This is a genomic window from Paenibacillus sp. LHD-38 (assembly GCF_031157315.1).
GTDB lineage: Bacteria > Bacillota > Bacilli > Paenibacillales > Paenibacillaceae > Pristimantibacillus.
The window spans coordinates 1-19,706 of record NZ_JAVIFU010000080.1 but is presented as its reverse complement, the minus strand read 5'-3'; the positions used below and the strand labels follow the sequence as shown (position 1 = coordinate 19,706).

General features: G+C 49.0%; 19 protein-coding genes. 10 read left to right on the top strand and 9 right to left on the bottom strand.

Annotation, left to right across the window (positions count from 1 at the left end):
* Positions 1-184 precede the first annotated feature (184 nt).
* Positions 185-469 carry a hypothetical protein gene (locus RCO25_RS32715; protein WP_309000251.1) on the bottom strand — a complete coding sequence of 95 codons (285 nt, stop codon included), beginning with the start codon at positions 467-469 and terminating at the stop codon, positions 185-187.
* A 126-nt stretch (positions 470-595) separates the two neighbouring features.
* Positions 596-931: a YlbF/YmcA family competence regulator gene (locus RCO25_RS32710; RefSeq protein WP_309000250.1), complete on the bottom strand. Its 336-nt coding sequence runs from the start codon at positions 929-931 to the stop codon at positions 596-598.
* Positions 932-1,168: 237 nt separating this feature from the next.
* On the opposite strand from RCO25_RS32710, the gene RCO25_RS32705 reads away from it, so the two are divergent.
* From RCO25_RS32705 to RCO25_RS32680, 6 genes are read left to right on the top strand one after another with little or no spacing between them, the layout of a single operon-like run.
* On the top strand, positions 1,169-2,539 hold the full coding sequence (locus tag RCO25_RS32705) for a YheC/YheD family endospore coat-associated protein (RefSeq protein WP_309000252.1): 1,371 nt from the start codon (positions 1,169-1,171) through the stop codon (positions 2,537-2,539).
* Positions 2,540-2,550: 11 nt separating this feature from the next.
* Positions 2,551-3,765 (top strand): YheC/YheD family endospore coat-associated protein, encoded by a 1,215-nt coding sequence (locus tag RCO25_RS32700; protein ID WP_309000249.1) that lies wholly within the window; start codon positions 2,551-2,553, stop codon positions 3,763-3,765.
* Positions 3,762-5,141, top strand: a complete 1,380-nt coding sequence (locus RCO25_RS32695; protein WP_309000248.1) for a YheC/YheD family endospore coat-associated protein — start codon at positions 3,762-3,764, stop codon at positions 5,139-5,141. Before RCO25_RS32700 ends, RCO25_RS32695 begins: the two co-directional genes overlap by 4 nt.
* Complete coding sequence (locus RCO25_RS32690; protein WP_309000247.1) at positions 5,141-6,295, top strand: YheC/YheD family endospore coat-associated protein; 1,155 nt, start codon at positions 5,141-5,143, stop codon at positions 6,293-6,295. Before RCO25_RS32695 ends, RCO25_RS32690 begins: the two co-directional genes overlap by 1 nt.
* A 1-nt stretch (position 6,296) precedes the next feature.
* Positions 6,297-6,794 (top strand): GNAT family N-acetyltransferase, encoded by a 498-nt coding sequence (locus RCO25_RS32685; protein ID WP_309000246.1) that lies wholly within the window; start codon positions 6,297-6,299, stop codon positions 6,792-6,794.
* Positions 6,751-7,911, top strand: coding sequence for a YheC/YheD family endospore coat-associated protein (locus tag RCO25_RS32680; RefSeq protein WP_309000245.1), 1,161 nt, complete (start codon positions 6,751-6,753; stop codon positions 7,909-7,911). The genes RCO25_RS32685 and RCO25_RS32680 overlap by 44 nt, the downstream gene beginning before the upstream one ends.
* Before the next feature lie 86 nt (positions 7,912-7,997).
* Here the strand turns inward: RCO25_RS32680 and RCO25_RS32675 are convergent, their stop codons facing one another.
* Both RCO25_RS32675 and RCO25_RS32670 read right to left on the bottom strand, forming a co-directional pair.
* Positions 7,998-8,591: an MSMEG_1061 family FMN-dependent PPOX-type flavoprotein gene (locus RCO25_RS32675; RefSeq protein ID WP_309000244.1), complete on the bottom strand. Its 594-nt coding sequence runs from the start codon at positions 8,589-8,591 to the stop codon at positions 7,998-8,000.
* 87 nt (positions 8,592-8,678) lie between these two features.
* The gene (locus RCO25_RS32670; protein WP_309000243.1) at positions 8,679-9,356 is read right to left on the bottom strand and encodes an HAD family hydrolase; all 678 of its coding nucleotides are present in this window, start codon (positions 9,354-9,356) and stop codon (positions 8,679-8,681) included.
* Between the two features lie 230 nt (positions 9,357-9,586).
* Here RCO25_RS32670 and RCO25_RS32665 point away from each other — a divergent pair, with 230 nt between their 5' ends.
* A complete protein-coding gene (locus tag RCO25_RS32665; protein ID WP_309000242.1) occupies positions 9,587-10,849 on the top strand; it encodes a saccharopine dehydrogenase NADP-binding domain-containing protein in 1,263 nt (420 codons plus the stop codon).
* A gap of 89 nt (positions 10,850-10,938) precedes the next feature.
* Here RCO25_RS32665 and RCO25_RS32660 read toward each other — a convergent pair whose 3' ends face one another.
* A complete protein-coding gene (locus RCO25_RS32660; RefSeq protein ID WP_309000241.1) occupies positions 10,939-11,172 on the bottom strand; it encodes a hypothetical protein in 234 nt (77 codons plus the stop codon).
* A gap of 220 nt (positions 11,173-11,392) precedes the next feature.
* On the opposite strand from RCO25_RS32660, the gene RCO25_RS32655 reads away from it, so the two are divergent.
* Together RCO25_RS32655 and asd are read left to right on the top strand one after the other, a co-directional pair.
* Entirely contained in the window at positions 11,393-12,157 is a 765-nt protein-coding gene (locus RCO25_RS32655; protein ID WP_309000240.1) for a TspO/MBR family protein, read from the top strand.
* An 82-nt stretch (positions 12,158-12,239) separates the two neighbouring features.
* On the top strand, positions 12,240-13,028 hold the full coding sequence (asd, locus tag RCO25_RS32650) for an archaetidylserine decarboxylase (RefSeq protein WP_309000239.1): 789 nt from the start codon (positions 12,240-12,242) through the stop codon (positions 13,026-13,028).
* 67 nt (positions 13,029-13,095) lie between these two features.
* Here the strand turns inward: asd and RCO25_RS32645 are convergent, their stop codons facing one another.
* Positions 13,096-13,881 carry a helix-turn-helix domain-containing protein gene (locus RCO25_RS32645; RefSeq protein ID WP_309000238.1) on the bottom strand — a complete coding sequence of 262 codons (786 nt, stop codon included), beginning with the start codon at positions 13,879-13,881 and terminating at the stop codon, positions 13,096-13,098.
* Between the two features lie 206 nt (positions 13,882-14,087).
* Here RCO25_RS32645 and RCO25_RS32640 point away from each other — a divergent pair, with 206 nt between their 5' ends.
* Positions 14,088-15,386, top strand: a complete 1,299-nt coding sequence (locus tag RCO25_RS32640) for an aminotransferase class I/II-fold pyridoxal phosphate-dependent enzyme (RefSeq protein WP_309000237.1) — start codon at positions 14,088-14,090, stop codon at positions 15,384-15,386.
* 84 nt (positions 15,387-15,470) lie between these two features.
* Here RCO25_RS32640 and RCO25_RS32635 read toward each other — a convergent pair whose 3' ends face one another.
* The 3 genes from RCO25_RS32635 to RCO25_RS32625 form a co-directional block, all read right to left on the bottom strand.
* Positions 15,471-16,718 carry an ABC transporter permease gene (locus tag RCO25_RS32635; protein WP_309000236.1) on the bottom strand — a complete coding sequence of 416 codons (1,248 nt, stop codon included), beginning with the start codon at positions 16,716-16,718 and terminating at the stop codon, positions 15,471-15,473.
* Complete coding sequence (locus tag RCO25_RS32630) at positions 16,718-17,467, bottom strand: ABC transporter ATP-binding protein (RefSeq protein WP_309000235.1); 750 nt, start codon at positions 17,465-17,467, stop codon at positions 16,718-16,720. Before RCO25_RS32630 ends, RCO25_RS32635 begins: the two co-directional genes overlap by 1 nt.
* A gap of 167 nt (positions 17,468-17,634) precedes the next feature.
* Positions 17,635-19,587 (bottom strand): S-layer homology domain-containing protein, encoded by a 1,953-nt coding sequence (locus RCO25_RS32625; protein ID WP_309000234.1) that lies wholly within the window; start codon positions 19,585-19,587, stop codon positions 17,635-17,637.
* Between the last annotated feature and the right edge of the window lie 119 nt (positions 19,588-19,706).

Here is a 19,706-nt window from a genome sequence, read left to right as displayed (position 1 = left end):
ACCATCACCGATATCAGTGGGGACTAAAAAAGATGACTCCTGTTCAGTACAGGAATCATCTACTAAGTGCAGCTTAACACTCTTTTTTTCAAAGTGTCCTTGACTAAGGGGCCAGTTTAGTCCATTGGACCAGCGGGTCTTCTTTTTTTTCAGCAGCTCATTCGCGATGCATCTCAATAGCAAGCTAGCCGCGTGCTCTCTTGGAAGCAGAAGCTTTCTGCAAAAGTTTCTGTTCCCAAAACTGCGCCTTTGCCTTCTTAATGCGAGCCAGCTCTCTTCGTTTCTCCTCACTCATAACCAACGCATTGACATTCGCGATGACAATCAGTGAAGCAAACGCGAGCCACACTAGTCCAAATACACTCATTAAGCTCCACGGCGCGCTTAGTTCCAGACGCGGAAACGCATATACGAGCATCGCAAGCGCTATAAGCAAATACAATACATGACGGCCTTTTCCGGAAAACATGCCTTCAGCTCCTTCACTGAGTCATAAGCGGCCAATCATCTTGTCCGCATTACCATTCTATGAAGCAGGGACAGGTTATATGTCTTTTATCTTTTACCGCCAAAGGACGGCGACAGCCGTTTACGCTTAATCTACGATAGACTTCAATACATCAGACATAATGCGGTTAACATCCTCGAACACGACCGCAAAGCGGCGCTCCGCATCGAGCAGCTTGCCGATCAGCGGATTTTGCGAGATGACCTCGTAGAGCTTGTTCATCTTTTCCATGTCCTCGGCAGAAGGTTCTTCACCGGCCATCATTTTTTGCTGCAGGAAGGTTTGGCGCTCGCGAAAATCATCCAGCATGCTTTTGGCCTCGGGATTGGCTTCCGCTTCCTCCTTGGCGAGCTTCAGCAGCTTTGCTTCCTCGCTATCCTTAAGCGCTTTGGCTAATTCATAAGCTTTGTCATATACATTCATCCGTATCTCTCCCATTCCTTTAAGTTCTTATTTATTATTCTATTGGTTCAATCATAACCCCTCATCGAAAGAAGAGCCAAGTCCTTTATGGAAAAGCTAACGAAAACTACACAAGCATACGGCCCGTTTCGGATTCACAAAGGGATAGATGTCCTCATATGATGAAGTAATTCGTGTAAAACACCTATAGGCCGCTTACCACTTATCGTCATCCTCCTGCTTGGAAGGAGATTTATGATGCTCAAATCGAAAGTAGCCGTACAGGTGATCAGCTCCGGCATGCTTCCGGAAGATACGCTTATGCTTGGCGAAAAACTTGTAAGGCAGTGGAAAATCCCTCAAGGCCAGCACATCATTTTGAAGTTTGGTGCTTTTCGGCAGCATGTGAAGATCATTCCTGTCGCAAAGTACGATGGAATGAGAATGAGCCAAAGCTTAGCCAGACTAATGGGGTTATCAAACGGCACAGCCATTCGACTGCAATATAAAGCCAGCACAGCTACACTTGTTATGGGACCGTTAATCGGCGTTCTAGTCAGCCGGGATTACCCGCATATGCCGGATAAACCCTTTGGTTCCATTACCATGTTTTGCAGGGAGCTTGTAGAAGCCTGTACGGCGCAAGGCGCATACGTTTATTTTTTCACACCGAACCAGATCGGCACAAGTCTCGACAATGTTGACGGTTGGATCTATGCAGACGGCTGGCGCAAGGCCACTATGCCTGTTCCCGATGTCGTCAATAACCGTCTAACCTCACGGAAATTGGAGAATAGACCCAGCGTACAACATTTCATGAAAGAAGTAAAACTGCAGCATCAGACGACCGTTTTCAACGAAAAGTTTTTGGATAAAACCGAAGTTTTCGACGCGCTGAAGAAAGATGAAACCTTAGTCCGCTATTTGCCGGAATCGCATTTGCTTCGAAACTACACGACGCTGAAGTCGATGTGTTCCCGGTACAACAGCGTATTTCTCAAACCGGTTCGCGGCAGCTTAGGCAAAGGAATCATTCGGGTAACGCGTCTCGACGCGGGCAATTATCAAGCCATGTACGCAACCGCGGCTGGCACTCGCAGACAGCAGCATACCAGTTTGCTTCAGCTGTTCTCATCCCTTTCCGTCAAGATGAAAACGGTACGGTATCAAATTCAACAGGGGCTGCAGCTGATCGAGATCCAGAAGCGGCCGGTCGACTTTCGCGCACTCGTCCAAAAAAACGCCAGCGGTAAATGGACGATTACATCCATTGTGGCCCGAACGGCCGGAAACCATCATTTTGTCTCGAATTTGGCACGCGGCGGTACGCTCAGCACGGTTGGCGAAGCCGTTGCAAAGTCTAACTTGCAAGCCGGGGTCAGCAAGCAGGACGCGGTGTATCGGCTCCAACAGGCTGCACTTAATATCGCAAGGGGCGTGGACACCCAAATCCCGGCACATTTTGGGGAACTTGGCATCGACCTTGCAATGGATACGAGCGGTCGCGTATGGCTGCTCGAGGTGAATTCAAAGCCTTCCAAAAACGATAATACGCCGCTGAATGACAATAAGATTCGCCCGTCTGTCCGCATGATGATTCAATATTCCCGATTCTTATCGGGCTTTTAACGGAGGCTTCCATGCAGGCTCAAATGGTCATACTCGGTATTGTCGTCGCCTCGATTACCCTGGATCGCGAATCAAAGCCCATTTTGCCTGAGCCCTCCTTCTACAGAGCGCTCAGCCTAGCAGGCAAGCAGCTTGGTATCGATGTTTATGTATTTGCCGCGGAAGGTTTTCCGATGCATTCGAAGCAGCTCTTTGGCTACCGCTGGGAGCAAAATCGCTTTACACGTCAGCCCGTACCGCTGCCCGATATCGTATACGATCGATGCTTTTTTACCGATGCGGGCCAAAGGTTAGGCTGCCGCCGCATGCTGAGCAAGCTGACTCAAATCAAGCCCCATCGGCTGCTAAACGGAACGCTTCCGGCAAAGCTTACGGTATATGAGGCACTTAAAGGGCAGAGCTTACTGGAAAAGCATTTGCCCCATACGCTGCCGTTCATCGCAGCAAAGCAGCTACTGCGGCTAGCTGAACAGCATAGCGGCGGTATGATACTAAAGCCCTCTTCAGGCATGCAGGGCAGAGGCATCGTCCATGTGACGCGCTGCCTGCTTGAGCGGTCTACGCTCGTAACAGGCCGCAGCCGCCAGAACAATTCCTTTACGATCGCTTTTACGGAGGATCAAGCTTTTGAAAAATGGATCACGCGTTTCGTTAAGCACTCCTCCTATTTAATACAGCCTTATTTAGAGCTTAGCGGGGAGGATAACAAGCCGTTTGACGTAAGGGCACTCATCCAAAAGGATGAAAAAAGCAGCTGGTCAATCTCAGGGGTTGCAGTGCGTACAGGTCAAGAGGGATCCTTGACGTCCAATCTGCACGGAGGCGGCGGGGCTCATGCAGCCTCTCAGCTGCTTTCTGCCAAAATTGGCAAGTCAAAAGCCGAACGTTTGCTAGAGCAGATCCATACAATAAGCAAGCAAACAGCAGAACGACTGGAAAATAAATTCGGCAGACTTGCCGAGCTTGGATTAGATTATGGTATTGATAAGAGCGGCCGGCTATGGCTGCTCGAAGCGAACTCCAAGCCTGGTCGCTCTTCCTTTCAAATCATAGGCGACCATGAGGCCGAGCGGTTTTCGATTGAAAGACCGCTTTTATATGCACGCACTCTGACTAGGCGCTTATCACCGTCCTTTGTAGCCAATGAATTCGCAAACGGCCGTCTTCATCATTCAAGCACCGACAACCTATTACGGCCTTTCAACGTTCAGGAGGTTCATCGATGAGTTTGACAACTTGTAACGTACATTTCTCACAGCAATCAAATAAAATCGTATATCTGTCCAGCCCGCTGTTAAAGCATCTAAAGCTCTCCGGCAAAAAATCGGTTCACCTCAAGCTTGGCAATGAGGTGATCGTCGCTGAAATAAAGCAGCTGAAACGGCCCGGAAATCATTTGTATTTATCAGCAGGCGTCCGCCAATCGATTAAAGTTCCGAAATCAGGCAACGTTTATGTGCTTAATTCCGGTGAAAATGAGGTTCAGCTCGGACCGTTAGTCGGCATACTGAGCGATAACCCCATACGATCCGAAAGCAATCCCTTCGGTCCCCGCACCGGGTTTATTAAGCAGGTCATCCAAACCGGCGAGTCAAAAGCTTACCTCTTCGGTTTTACGCCGAGCGACATCAACTGGCAGCAGGAAACAGTCAACGGCTACTTCCTGAATTCGCAGGGCGGCTGGTACCGTAAAATCGTGCCGCTGCCGGATGTCGTATACAATCGGCTGCCGAGCCGGAAAGCGGAAACGTCCGCTTCCATTAACTCGCTGCGGGAGCGCTTTGTTCGCCGCAAAATCCCGTTTTTCAACTGGAGCTTCTTCAACAAAGCCGATGTTTATAAGCTTCTAGATAATGATCCGGAAGCTTTGAACTATCTGCCCGAATCCGTTTCCGGTCCTTCTGCCGAAAAAATAAAGGAAATGCTCGAGAGGCATCAGTTTCTTTATTTCAAACCTACCGCAGGAAGTCTCGGCGTCGGCATTTATCGTCTGACCTATCATCCGAAGCGCGGTTATTTCGCACGTTACCGCAAGGGCAGCGAAAATGTACTTCTGCGGTTCAATAATTTTAGCAGCCTTATGCGGATGCTTCAGGCAAAGCACGGCAGCAGCTTGAATCATTATGTCGTTCAGCAGGGGATCCGCCTCGTCGAAATAGACAGCTGCCCGCTCGATTTCCGCTTCCATATGCATAAGAACGGAAATAACGAATGGATTCCCGCCGGCATAGGAGCCAAGAAAGCAGGACGCGGCAGCGTCACGACACATGTCAAAAACGGCGGTTCACTCATGACGCCTGAGCAAGCCCTCAGCAAGACGTTCGGAACGGAAGCCGAAGCCGTGCTTGAAAAAGCGAAGCTCGCCTCCATCAAGCTCTCCGAAGCGATCGAACGCAACTATCCGCACCGCCTCGGCGAGCTGGGACTGGATCTTGGCATTGATAAGGACGGGGAAGTGTGGATGTTCGAGGCCAATGCCAAACCTGGCCGTTCGATCTTCAAGCATCCGGCGCTGCGTTCCGAAGGGCGGGCTTCACTGTCTTATATCTTAGAGCACTGCCTTTACCTCAGCCGCTTCCAAGGCCAGGGAGGTAATAACTGATGGACAGCATACTTCCCGGAGACTCGGATTCCAGAGAGCAGCGCGCCGGCAGAACCGTTCTCGCCATTTTGACAATTGAGGATAATATACAGCTTTTTCGCGGCAACCGCAGCAACTTTGTTGATATTATCCGAACCGGCCAATCCATGGGCTTTATCGTCTATGTTCTGACCGTCAAAAACCTGCTGCTCACAAGGAGCACCCTCAAGGGCTTCGTTTACAACGAGCACGAGGATAGCTGGCAGCAGCGCCTGCTGCCTTTTCCCGACATTATCTACAATCGGATTCCCCTGCGGGAGGATGAGATTCAGCCCGCGGTCAAGCAAAAAATCAATGCCTGCCAAAAGCATCCGCGAGTGACCCTGTTTAATCCGGCTTTCTTCAACAAATGGGATCTCTTCGAATGGCTCCGTTTATCGAAGACGACCAAACCCTATATTCCTACGACGCGCAAGCTGATAACGATAACAGGCCTTGGCCGGATGATGCAAAAGCATTCCTATCTCTATTTAAAACCCGAGAGCGGAAAAGCCGGCAAAGGCATAATGACGATTAAGGTTTATGCCGAGAAGCAGCTCCCCTACCGGCTGAAAATTCAAGAAAACAAAAAAAGCGCCACCTACAACTGCTCTACGATCTATAAGCTCTGGAGCCGTATCCAGAAGCAAAGCGGCGGAGAAGCCTATATTGCGCAGCAGGGGATCAGGCTTGCTTCTTTCAATGAGAGAAGTTTCGATCTACGTGCGCTTGTTCAAAAAAACCAGCGCGGACAATGGGATATTACCGGAATTGGCGCGCGGATCGCCGGCGTTTCCAGTATTACAACCCATGTTCCGCGCGGCGGGATGATTGATGATCCCGAAAAGCTGCTCGTTAATTCATTTAATGAAGAGCAGGGGCGTAAACTGCTAATAAAAGCTAAAAACACCGCCGTTCTGATTGCCAAACAGATTGAACGTGCTTCCGGTCAACTGCTTGGCGAGATGTCAATGGATTTAGGGGTGGACAGTTACGGCAACATGTGGTTTTTCGAAGCGAATTCTAAGCCAATGAAATTCGATGAACCGCATATTCGCAAAAAATCACTGGAACGTATTTTTCATTACGGCGCTTATTTAGCAAGGCTAAAAACAGAAAAAGCGGGAGGCGCATAACATGGAACTAGAGCTGCTTACACCGGAATCATGGTTAGCGGAACAAAAAAGACTCATAGGCTTTTCCATACGATTCGGGGATAAGCGGCTTGCCGTATCGACCATCCATGCGCTTCGCAAGCTTGACCCCGCTTTACTTGAAGAAGGATTGAACCGTCAATGCGGGGCGGTGGCTGTCATTGCGAAGCATGGCAGCCGCATCGTCGGCTTCGGCTTTGCCGAGGCAGGCGGCGAAGCCGCCTGCATGGTCGTCGTTCACCCGGAAGCAAGAAGCCTCGGGATCGGCAGCTCCCTCTTTCAGGCCATGATTCAGCGCTTAGGCAAGCTCAGCTGCAATGTTGCTGCGGATAACACCGCTAGCATGGCGATGTGCTTTCGCTTAGGCATGACTGCCGTATCCATGCATAGAGGTCCAACCGGCAAACCGACGCTTCGTTTTGAAAGGGGAATCACGAATGACACAGCCCATCCTAGGCATCCTGACTTTGTACCTCAATGAAGCAGGCTTGCTGGAGGAGCGATCCATTTATCAAAAAATGACTTCCGCCGGACGAAAACTAGGACTTAGCGTCTTCGTTTTTACCCCGAAGGATGTCAATTATACGGGAAATACAATTCATGCATGGTTCTACGACCCAGACTCTAAGACTTGGTCGCGCAGGTGGACCTCATTTCCGAATATGATCTATGACCGATGCCGCATCCAGCGCTCCTACCGCTTCGAGCAGCTTAAGAAATTCCGCAAAACCTATGGTCATCTTACCTTTCTTAACCGCATGCTGCGAAACAAATGGACCGTTCACCGCACCCTGTCAAAGGATGTCCGCTTTAAAGGGTATCTGCCGGCAACCAAATATATCGAAGACAGTCACGTCGTTTCTGACATGCTTAGGAAATATCCGCTCGTCTATCTAAAGCCGATTAACGGCACAGGCGGAAGAGGTATTTTACGCATTGAGAAGCGGAAGGACGGACAGCTTCATATTCAAGGTCGCGACCAGGAAAGACGAATTATCCGGCCGCAAAATATTTCAGCAGCAGAACTAAGCAGCTATTTGGCGCCATGGAATTTAGAAAGCAACCGTTATATTGCCCAGCAGGGCATTCATATAAAACTTACCAGCGGGCGCGTACACGATTATCGCATGCTCGTCCAAAAAAACGGCGAAGGCGCATGGGAAGTAACGGGATGCGCGGGCAGAATTGGCGCCGCCGGCAGCATCACGTCTAATTTACATGGCGGCGGAAGTGCTGCAACGATGAGTGCATTGCTGAAGGAATGGCTGGGCGATGAGTCCAAGGCTGAGCAGGTAAAGCAGGAGGCCGAAGAACTCGGCGTAGCGATTGCAGCTTATTTAGAGCTCAGCTACGGCAGGCTTTGCGAGCTTGCGCTCGATTTGGCCATTGATCGCAAAGGCGGCATTTGGCTGCTTGAGGTTAATCCGAAGCCAGCACGGGAGGTATTTGCACAGGCTGGCGAGAAAGAGGTTTACCGCAAAGCCATTATTCGTCCGCTCGAGTATGCACTTTGGCTCTATAATCAGAAGAAAAGCAAGAAAGCCAAGGTAAAGCCGGCAGCCGTTTCTGACGTTCAAGCGGGCTTTAAGCGTGATTGAATGAATAGGAATCTATTATAAAAATAAAACACCTGTTAGGGGCCTGCGTCAAACCGCAGCCTCTTAACAGGTGTTTTTATTTCATGTTACTTCAGCTCATAGCCGTTCATTTGCAAATGGGCCTTGAACATCTCTTTTGACGATGGCAATTCCTCTGCTCCAGGCCATGTCTGCGCATCCCATACGCCTGACTGCTTAAGGGCACGCGGACAATGGATGAAGCATTCCTGAACCTCCACGATAACAGCAAGCTCAGCTGTTTTACCGCTCCATTCCATCTTTTCGATAAGCTCCGCATTCCGTGAAATCGATGCGCGTCCATTAATGCGCAGCACCTCCTGCATGCCGGGAATAATGAACAGCATCCCGATTTGCGGATTTTGCAGTATATTCAGCAAAGAGTCGATCCGGCGGTTTCCCGGCCGTTCCGGATAGATAAGCCGGTGATCATCCAGCGTCTTCACGAAGCCGGCATCATCACCGCGCGGCGACGAATCGCATCGTCCCGCCGCATCCGAAGTCGATAAGAAAAACAAGGGGGATAAGGATAAGAAGTGCCGAATATGGTCCTCCATTTGAGAAACGCTTTTCTTAACAACCGCTTCATGCGGGGTACCGATAATCTCTTTTAACTGATCAGCGGTCACGATTAAATCATTATCCAAGCTTGCTTCAGCCACAATTGCGCTCCCTCTGCCATTCGCTCTAATCGGCTGACTAACCGGATCTCACGGCGCATTCAGACATTAGAGGCGAGGCTAATTCATTTATTTCTCCAGCAGTCCCGTAAGTTCGCGGAAATCGGAAATCAATACATCTGCACCGTCAAGCTCCGCGGCACGTCCATAAGTCGCGTAGGCACAGCCAATGGTTTGCAATCCGTTTCCTTTGCCCGCTTCCACATCGGAGGAACGGTCGCCGACCATCCAAGCGGATTGAATGCCATGATCTTGAAGCAGGCGCGCCACTAGATCAACCTTGCTCGAAGTCGCGTATTCACCTGCGCTGTAAAGACCGTCAAACAGCTCATCAATTCCTTTATATCGGGCAACGCCCTTCACATAGTCTTCCAGACCATTGCTTGCGACAAACAGCTTAACTCCGCGTGACTTGAGCTCGCGCAGCGTCTCCTTCACATGAGGATAAAGTTCGCCCTCTCCCCCTGCCAAGCCCTCTAGCTCATACTGGAGCAGTAAATCATCAGCCCGTTTCCGAGCAGCCTCCGTGCTGTCTGGCATGACTTGTCGCCAAATGTCTTCCAGAAGCATCCCTAAGCAGCTAAGCAAACGCTCTACTGGCGGTGTTTCTTGCATGTACAGCCGTTCCTCCCGAAGCGTCTCAAACACGCGGTGATGAACAGGCACAAGCAGTGTATCGGTCTCAAACAGCGTGCCATCCATATCGAATATTACAGCCTCCGGCAATCGAAGCTTAAGCTCACTCATGGTTAAATCCTCCTTCAAAGTCTGCTCTTATCATACTGGAATTCGGGAATTAACCGCAAGCTTGCAGCTAGTCTTTTTGATGGTATACAAATGCCTATAAGCTTTAGCCTGCTGACATTACTCCACGCAGCAATGCACACAATTTGTGTGTTTGGCACGGAATTAATGCTAATGGCAGACAAGCAGCAACCTGCGTATGCTGACAGCAACGGGAAGGAGTTGTTAGCTTTATGGTAAAAAACAATATCGTCATTACGCTGCTTGGGAGCGGCGGAGGTGTAGGTAAAGCAGTGCTGGCCCTTTTGGAACGAGTCAATCAAGATGTGCATGCTCCGCTCCATAAGGAATTAACAAGCAGCAAGATTCACTGTGTAGATGTAAAGCTTCAGAATCACGATGAAATCTCAGCCTATTACCCTCAGCTTGCCAATCAGCTTGTGCTTCACCAAATTGACCTGCAGGATGTGAACAAATTCAAGCATCATCTGATTCAAACGTCTACTACTCTAGTGATCGACGCATCCTGGGCAGATACGTTAAACATGCTTGAATGCTGCAATGAGCTGGCTGTCGCATACGTGAATACCGCTATAGAGAACGCGGAGGTGGATGAGCTTAACGAGCTTGAAGGCTTTACGCTCATTGAACGTTATGTAAGGTTAAAAGAACACAAAAGCAAATACGCCGAGCTGCAAGCTATTATTGGGTCAGGAATGAACCCTGGCGTCGTGCAGTGGATGGCTATCTCGCTCATGCAGGAGCAGCCAGACAAGATGCCGCTGGCCTGTTATATTGTGGAAACAGACAACAGCTTTTATGCCGATCGAACGCTGCTTAAACCAAAAACGATTTACAGTACATGGTCACCCGAATGTTATTTGGATGAAGCGATTCTGAATTATCCCATGTTCGTCAGCCGTCATCGCGCTTTATTTTTATATGATCCCGTTTATGCGCAGACCTTCTTCGTTCGACTTGGCGAACAAAGCTTCGAAGGATGCCTAATGCCACACGAGGAAGTACTTTCACTAGGTGAGCGTTATCCATTCGAGATCGGTTTTCTTTATAAGGTGAATGAGGTTACGACTTCAATCCTTCATCAGCATTTAGAAAATTCGGATGAGCTCTGGGATTGGAACCATCAGCTTCTTGATCCGCGCGATGCAGAGCTTGAAGGCTCCGATCTGGTCGGCGTTCTTCTCGTATACGAGGATCATGAGCGCTATTTATACAACGTAATGCACAATAAGGAGATTTATGATTCTTATGGAACGAACGCAACCTATTTTCAAGTGGCATGCGGTATTTACGGAGGCGTATGCTCATTACTGCTTGAAGCTGTACCAAAAGGGGTTCACTGGGTAGACGAGCTAGCGGACGCGGAACTAAACGCCTACGGCAATTATGTTTCGTACTTTATGAAGCCGTTCGTACGAGGCACGAATGCAGGCACGGACGGCTTGCTACTCCAGCGTATGCGAGTATGGGAGTAATCGAATAATGAAAAGGGGCTTGCTGCAGCAACCCTGCACCACAACGAAGGGGCTATCCGCTGATCCAAACAATCGGCACAGATAGCTCCTTATTTCGAGCTAGGCAAGTAAACCGGCAGCATGGCGATTCTCGCGAGCGCATAGGGACCCAGATAGGTGCCGCTTATTAAAAAGAATGGATTTTTAAGGACCCGATGCACTTCCGTCATAAATACGGTGTCATGCACGAGTGTCTCCGCAACGGCATCCGCTGCAGTTACAAAAAATAAAAAGACTGCAGCTACCGCTATTCCGTCAAAAATACGGCTGGCCAGTCTGCACATATGGCTTTACCATACGATTAAGACGGTTCCGACTGCTAAGGCTGCGCCTATCATGATCATCATAATTACCTTCACCTCTAGTGAAAGGTTCGGTTATTTAAACCAGCCTTAAACCTGGATTCTGCTTTGCTTGCAAGATAACGTGAATAAAATACAACGTGATTGTTTACATATGATACATGAGCCTCATGAGAAAAATGAATCGAAGGAGGGATCGACAATGAAAAACAGCTTTCGATGGTTAAATCTCATTGGACTCGCCGCTGTGCTTGTCATTAACGGACTGGCGCAATGGCTTCCTATTAACGGAAAAATAACGGGGGAATTATCGGCTAAATACCCTGTGCTGATTACCCCTGCACCTTATGCGTTCTCGATATGGTCTGTGATCTATCTGCTGTTGATCGGCTATGTCGCTTATCAGATGCGGCCGCTGGCAGCAAGCAGTAAAATCGGACACAGTATTGGTCCTTGGTTTCTAATCAGCTGCCTGCTTAACATCGCTTGGATTCTCGTTTGGCATTACGAAAAACTAGGCATCAGCGTATTCATCATGCTTGCCCTGCTCCTGTCTCTCATTGTCATATATAAAGCCGTTAGAAAAGACAATCAATCGCAGGCGCCTGGCGAGCGTTATCTCGTAAGGCTTCCGTTCAGTATTTATCTGGGCTGGATTAGCACGGCGACCATCGTAAACATTACGGTCGCAATATCCGCAACGGATTGGAACGGCTTCGGTTTATCCGATGTCATCTGGACCGTTACCCTGCTTGTTGGAGCCACCCTGCTCGCACTTGCTATTGGCTTTGAATATCGCGACCCTGCCTTTATCCTTGTTTTCATCTGGTCCTTTATCGCAGTTGCTGTCAAAGAAGGCCAGCATACCGATGTCAGCGTTGCAGCATTCATCCTCGCAGCTCTTTTAGCAGCCTCAGCCGTCTATGTTTTCATCATTACAAGTAAAAGGAAAGCAGTTTCATATTGAAAAATAGAATCGGATATGTCACACTGTGTGGTGGGTGCCAGGACTAATTGCCCCTTGCAGGAAAGGACGTGACGGTTCACGTATGATAAAATGGCTGCTTCGTTCCATGACAGAATTAAGCTCGCGCAAATGGATATCCCGTATTACCGGCAAATTTGCCCAATCTGCTGCCAGCCGTCGGTTTATATCCAGGTTCGCATCGACATACGGCATTAAAATAGAGGAAGCAGAAAAACCTCTTTCCCAATATAAGACGTTAAATGAGTTTTTCACCCGGCGGCTAAAGCCTGGGCTTCGGGAAATCCATGAAGCCGAAGACTCGCTGGTCAGCCCTGTTGATGCCCTTATTACGGGCGCTGGCTCCATAAACAGCGGTACAATTGTCAATGTAAAAGGACAGGACTATACGATCGACGAGCTGCTTAACCGTTCTCCAAGAACGGCTAATTACATGAACGGTTATTATATCGTTCTCTATTTAAGTCCTACCGATTACCATCGTATCCACACTCCGGTTAGCGGACGCGTAGTGGAACGCGAGCATATAGCAGGCAGAGTGTATCCGGTTAATGACTTTGGCCTTCGCCATATGCGCAGAGTGCTCAGCCGCAACGAGAGGCTTATTACCTACATGCAGCATCAAACAGGAGAAACGGCAGTCGTTAAGGTTGGCGCGATGAACGTGAGCAGCATTCAATATGTGCAGCCTCTTAAAACCGAAATGCTCAAAGGTGAGGAGCTTGCCTACTTCGAGTTCGGATCCACCGTCGTGCTGCTGCTGGAGGATGGAAAATTCACGCCGCGCGCTAACGGCTTGCTCGGCATGAAGGTAAGCATGGGCGAGCGTCTTGGCACTATGCAAGACAGCTAGAGCACATGGATGTCATTTTCGTACGGCAAAAAACCCGCATCCCCATTGCTGAGGGGATGCGGGTTTTTTATCTAATCTCCGATGGACTGCGTCCCGTATACTGCTTAAACTGACGGCTGAAGAAGAAGATATCGCGATAGCCTAGAGCATCGGCTACCTCCGTAACATTCATGCCTGCATGCATAAGCAAATGCTGTGCCCGCTCAATTCTTGTGCGTATCATATAGGTTTGCACCGACATGCCGATCAGCTCTTTGAATTTCATCGAAAAATACCGCGGCGACAGCTGGGCGCGCATAGCCAAATCTTCAACGCGGTGAGCGATGCTCGGATTTTGGCGCACAAAGTTTGCCACCTCGTGAATCGCCTCTGTCAGCTGGTTGCTCGCCTTCTTCTCGACGGGCAGCTGCTTGTCCTCTCTCAGCAGATGAATCATCAGCTGCTTCAGAACGAGCTGCGCCTCCTCCTCCGCTGCATAGGTTTGAACAAGAAAAAGCCTGACGTAACGCGAGAGCATGTATTCAAAATCAACAGTGTCCTGCAATTGCCTATACCGGTTCGGCACCGCGTCTATCGTTTCATTAACGGCAAAATGAATATATGATAATACCAGCGGCCGCTGAGGGTTATGTGTAGCGCTTGTGTAATCACCGGGTCGAAACAGAAAACAGCTGCCCGGACCTACCTCGTACGGGATACCGTTAACTTCAACCTCCCCTTCACCGCTCCACACATAAAATAAGTCGAAATTGGCCATGGGCTTCTCCCGTCTCGCCCATCTCCAGCCCGGCTCGCATACGATTTTGGCAAAGGCAGGCAAAAGAACGAACGAATCCGGCGAAATGTGCAGCATAATGCAACCTCCTGTACAAATCTATGCCGTCATCATACAACAGTGGCAAACTTTTGTGCAAGCCGACTAAAATTACGAAAAAATTTGCTTTGAGAATGGTTTGCAGCTTAGAAAAAATGTTATAATAGCACCCGACAAGCGAAAACGGCTCACGCCTGATAATACTCAATTCAAATGAATGATTTCGGAAGGATGGAATAAAGTCCATGAACCCACTTGCTCAGCAGTTAAACGAGACGTTGAAATCGGAGAGTCCGAACGTCTATGCGATGTTGTCAACCTTAGGCAAAGCGATTTATTTCCCGAAGGAGGGCATACTCAGTCAGTCCGCCGAAGCGAAAACAAAAGCAACTAAATTTAACGCTACTATCGGAATTGCAACAGAAGGCGGACAGCCAATGCATCTCAAGGTGATCCAAGAGACCCTCTCTGCTTACAATCCGAAAGACATATATGAATATGCACCTCCCGGCGGGAAGCCCGAGCTTCGTGCAGCTTGGCGTACCAAGATGATTAAAGACAATCCTTCCCTTGAGTCAAAGGGCTTCGGAACGCCGGTCGTGACGAATGCTTTGACCCACGGCCTTAGCATCGTAGCCGATTTATTTGCAGATGCCGGTGATGCGGTTGTTATCCCGAATAAGAACTGGGAAAATTACGAACTGACTTTCGGTATCAGGCGCGGTGCCGAAATCGTGGAATATCCGCTATACAATGATCAAACCCGCTTTAACAGCACTGGTCTGCGCGAGGCTTTGCTTGCTCAGAAAGCAAAAGGGAAAGCGATTGTTGTGCTTAACTTCCCGAACAACCCGACAGGCTACACGCCGGGCCCTGAGGAAGGCGAAGAAATCGTCGCTGCGATTCGTGATGCCGCAGAAGCCGGAATCAATGTAGTTGTCGTAACCGACGATGCTTATTTCGGTTTGTTTTTCGAGGATTCATTACATGAATCTCTGTTCGCTAAGCTTTCCGACCTTCACCCTCGCGTCCTTGCGATCAAGGTGGACGGCGCAACGAAGGAAGAGTACGTTTGGGGCTTCCGCGTAGGTTTTATTACTTACGCATCGCGTTCGGCTGCTGTTCTTGCCGCACTTGAGCAAAAAACAACCGGGATTATTCGCGCAACCATTTCCAGCGGCCCTCATCCTTCGCAAACATTCGTATTGCGCGCTTTGACTTCGACTGAGTTCGAAGCTCAAAAAGCGGAGAAATATGAAATCATGAAAGGCCGTGCAAACCGCGTCAAAGAACTGCTCGACAGCGGCCGCTACGGTGACGTTTGGGGTTACTATCCGTTTAACTCCGGCTATTTTATGTGCTTGAAGCTAAGCGGCGTTACAGCTGAAGCTGTTCGCGTTCAATTGCTTAACCAGTATGGCATCGGAACGATTGCACTGGGAGAAACCGATCTGCGCGTTGCCTTCTCCTGCATTGAGGAAGAGAATCTTGAAGAGCTTTTCGATACGATTTACAAAGCGGTTAATGAATTAATCGCGCAATAAGCATATTTAAAAAGCAAAAAACCGTGATTGCGGCTTGTCTCTAAGACAACGGCTGCGATCACGGTTTTTTTTAGATAAATAAGCTTAATCTTCATCCTCATCCAAAACAAGCTTCTTACGCAAACGCCTAGGCCGTATTGCAAGGTACGCTAGCGCTAGAGCCGCTGAAACAAGCGATGGCATGTACACGCCCGATAGTGCTAGAGGCAGAGCTGCAAAAAGCCATAGCAGCGACGTGCATACAAGCATAGCTAAGCGGTCTACCTTCAAAAATTGCTCGATTCGCTGCTTCTCCGGCAAAGGGTATACATGCTTCCATACCGAATAGCGATGAACGTGACGCAATCCGCTTAATTGAACGGCAATCAATCCCATGAAAATAAAAAATACAAGAATACTGCCATAACCAGATAAAGACACCGCCTCCGCAAACCAATAGATGATCAAGCAGCCTAGGAAGAGCAGCCGAATAATCATCCCGCCCATCTCCGTTCTCAGGAGCGAGGCCGTATAGAGATAAACGAATGTATTGCGGCTCGTATAGCGGACTGCACGGAGCAGCCAAGCGATATACGGCCTTTTGGCGATACTTGATGGAAGCGTTGGCACGTCAATGAATAGTCCGAAAAAAACATAATAGCGTTTCCGCGTTCTCGCTTCCTCATCTATCAACCTCTCCCAAGGCAAACGGTGCTTGCTTGGCAAGCGGTATAGCAAGCCGTATAGCGCGCAGAGAAGTACGGTAAAACCTGCTGCCTGCCACAGCAAGCTCGTAAGCCATGCCGCAATGATCAAAGCTGTTATAACCCACCGCAGCAAACGCAGCAGGCGCCTCATGCCCGGCCATGTCATCCTCCGCTCTCTCCAGGCTCCCCAAATATTGACTGCCTTCATAACTACAGCGATGACGGCAAGCGCCCATCCTCCGTTAACAGCCGGTCCTTGCAAATAAATGGGAAGGTACAACAGAAACACGACTGCCGCCAATAACGAACAAGCAATCGTATTATATCGAAACGATAGGCGTAAATAACCCGACATTTCCGCTTCGCGCGGCATCAAAAAAACGGCATCGCCTGCGACAAGCCAGGTCCGAAGCGGGCTCCAGCACAGAACCAGCGTTAACGCGGTAATGCCGACAGCCGCAATGGGAAAGTCGGCGGGAACATCACGAATTAAATTGATGTAGCCGATAGCCGAAGATATGATGAACAAAGACATAAATGCCGGAAAACCGCTTTGACCCATGTAGCGGAAATAGGGTAACGCCTCCTCACGGAACGCTTTGGCGCGGCGATGCCACAACGTTTCAAGCATACGTTCATGGCTCATTAAACATGGCCCCCAGTTACTAGCTTATAGAAGGCATCCTCCAGCGAGCCGCCGCGCATGTCCATTCCAGCTGCTTTCCTGACATCCTCCAGCGTGCCTATAGCAACAATTTTACCGTGATGCATCACGATAAACCGATCGCAATACGCCTCGACCGTTGAGAGGATATGCGAGCTCATCAGAATGGCTGCTCCCTTCCGCTTGACCTCAACCAACCTTTCCAGCAAGGAGCGGATACCGAGCGGATCAAGACCGAGAAACGGCTCATCTATAATGTACAAAGGCGGCTCCGCAAGCAGCGCATTCATAATCATGACCTTCTGTTTCATCCCCTTCGATAAATGGGAAGCGAAGGCTTTGCGCTTCGGTACCATCTGAAACTCTTTTAACAGCTCATCCTCTCGTTCTTCATAGTGGTTGTCCTTAACGCTGTAGGCCATGCCTGTTAAACGCAAATGCTCTTCCACCGTCAGCTCATCGAACAGCACCGGCGTCTCCGGCACATAAGCAAATGCAGCGCGGTAACGCTCCGTTTCCTCCTCCAGAGTCACACCGTCAATCCGCACATCCCCGATTTGCGGCTTCATAAGTCCTAGAATATGCTTAATTGTCGTACTCTTTCCGGCGCCATTTAGGCCAATGAGACCAACCATTTCGCCAGCCTTCACCTCAAAAGAGATGTCATGCAGTACCGGCCTTCTTGGGCTATAGCCGCCGGTTAAACTGTTTACCTGTAAAATGGACTCCATCCTATCACCTTCAACATTGCAATTTAGTATTAGCTAGTAAACAGCATACCGAAATATTCGACTAATATCAAAAAAGCATCCCGCTGAGAGATTCAAGAACGTAATAACGAGAAAAATGGGCAGCCATCGGCTACCCATTTCCCTAGAAAAACATTTTCTTTTACTTATTACTTAGAAAGCAAGTTATAAAGCACCTGCGCCACCTGAGCTCTCGTGGAGAAGTCCCGAGGGTTCAGCTTTGATTGGCTTCCAGTAACAATGCCGCCCTCTACAAGCGATTTAAATGCGTCGCTTGCGTAACCGGCAATTTGTTCTGCATCGCTAAAGCTCGACATGGTAACATTCGAGGTTGCCGCTGGAAGCTCTCCCAGCACTTCTAACGAACGGTAAAGGAGTGTGAATAGGTCTTGGCGCGTAATTTTGCTATTAGGCTCAAATATAGTACCGTCAATGCCGTTCGTTATGCCAAGGCGTTTAGCTGCGCCCAAATAATTCGTGTAATAGGCATCTCCTGCATCAGAGAAGTTATTTGTCTCCTTTTCATTTGGCATGATGCCGTAAGCTTTCAATAAGAAGACAATGAATTGTCCTCTCGTTACCGTCGCATTCGGGCTGTAATGCTCCTTGTCTGTTCCGGTAGTAATGCTTCTTGCAGCTAGGAAACCGACTGCATCCTCGTACCAAGCCGTATCCGGTACATCCGTGAAGTTCACTTTGTTATAGCCGACGATATACTGGGAGAAATGTGCGGTAACGAAATCTACCGTTCCCGCAGCTGCGTTATAGTTATATTTACCTCGAATCGTCTCGAGGCCTGATTCCGATACATAGTAAACAACAACTGCATTTGGATCTTCTCCCGCTTGTAACGAATATGGTACGCTCACTTGAAGCTGGCTGCCGCCAAAGGTCGTTACCGGACTAGTGCCTGCAAAGACGGAGAAGTCATAAACCGGGCGGTCGCCCAATGCTTCCTTGCCTTCATCGGTCAGCTCTCCCTTAGATATAATGATACTGATGTCTCCCGTTTCAGCAGCTTTGCTGATGCTTTCTATCGCTTCTGGAGCAAAAACAACCGTAGCGATTCCATAATTAGCTTTAACTCCAGCGTTTGTGCTGGCCGCCACATCATTAAACGCATTTCTAGGAATGCTCAGTTCAACCGATTTGGTTTGGGTAGTGGCTTCAACCTTAAGCTCTACCACCGACGATTTGCCTGCTGCTTCCGCTTTTTTCGCTTGCTCCACTAAGCCTGAAATGACAGCCGTAGTCGCTTTCGCAACGGTTGAACCTGTTGAAGAGTCTGTTGTTGCTGAGACCGTAGCCGATGGAGACGTCCCGTCATCTCCGCCGACTGGCGCAGTTGGCGACGGTGATGGTGATGGCGTTGGCGTAATCGGACCGCTTGGATCCGTGTTGGCAGGAATAACGATATCAATGGATTGGCCTGCTTTGTATGGAACAGCGGTCGGAATTCCTGTTGCGCTAGGAGTTGGACCATTGTATCCGGCTTTTGCTGCATACCTCACGTTATAAGTTCCTAGCACAAGGTTAGTAATGGCTTCGCCGGTTACCGCTTTGTATTCCGTTTCAGAAACCAGTTTGTATTCCAAAGCTTTGTTTTTTGTTCCGATAATTTTCCCGTCCAGCTGCGCTGAAGTCGTTGGCGAAACTGCTGTTAAGCCAGAGGGTAAAGCTTCTACTCTTGAAAACAGACTGTCTAAAGCATTCGTATAGTTTTTGTAGTGAACGCCGGTACCTGCACTGCTGACATAATTAGGCTGGATACTCGTCCATGTATACATCAACTCTATGTGTCCAAGTATAGGTGCTGCTGTGCCGTCTGCATCTTTGTTGTTTTTATTGTATTGGAAGAAAAACGGAACCTGCAATCTGTCGCCTTTAATCACATTGCCGTTAGCATCCGTATAGCTAATGACCGAAGGCGGTGTAGCGGCATTGTTTTGGGTTTTGATATTCGTTAAATATTGATTAACAATATTGACATACAAATTAGCGTAAGGGTGGTTGTTCGTTCTAACCTGGAGCGTTTCGTTTTTATGCGGTATATTGCCTGTTTTAGCAACATCCACGCCGCCGTCCAGCTTTGTATCCCACAAGTGACGACTCCCCATGCCTAAAGGCAGGGGCTTCTCAGATCATCGGGATTCGTAACCTCACCCCTCCTTGAAGGCTCCGTCCGAGCCTAATGCTTTTCATGGTTACGATACTAAAGCGC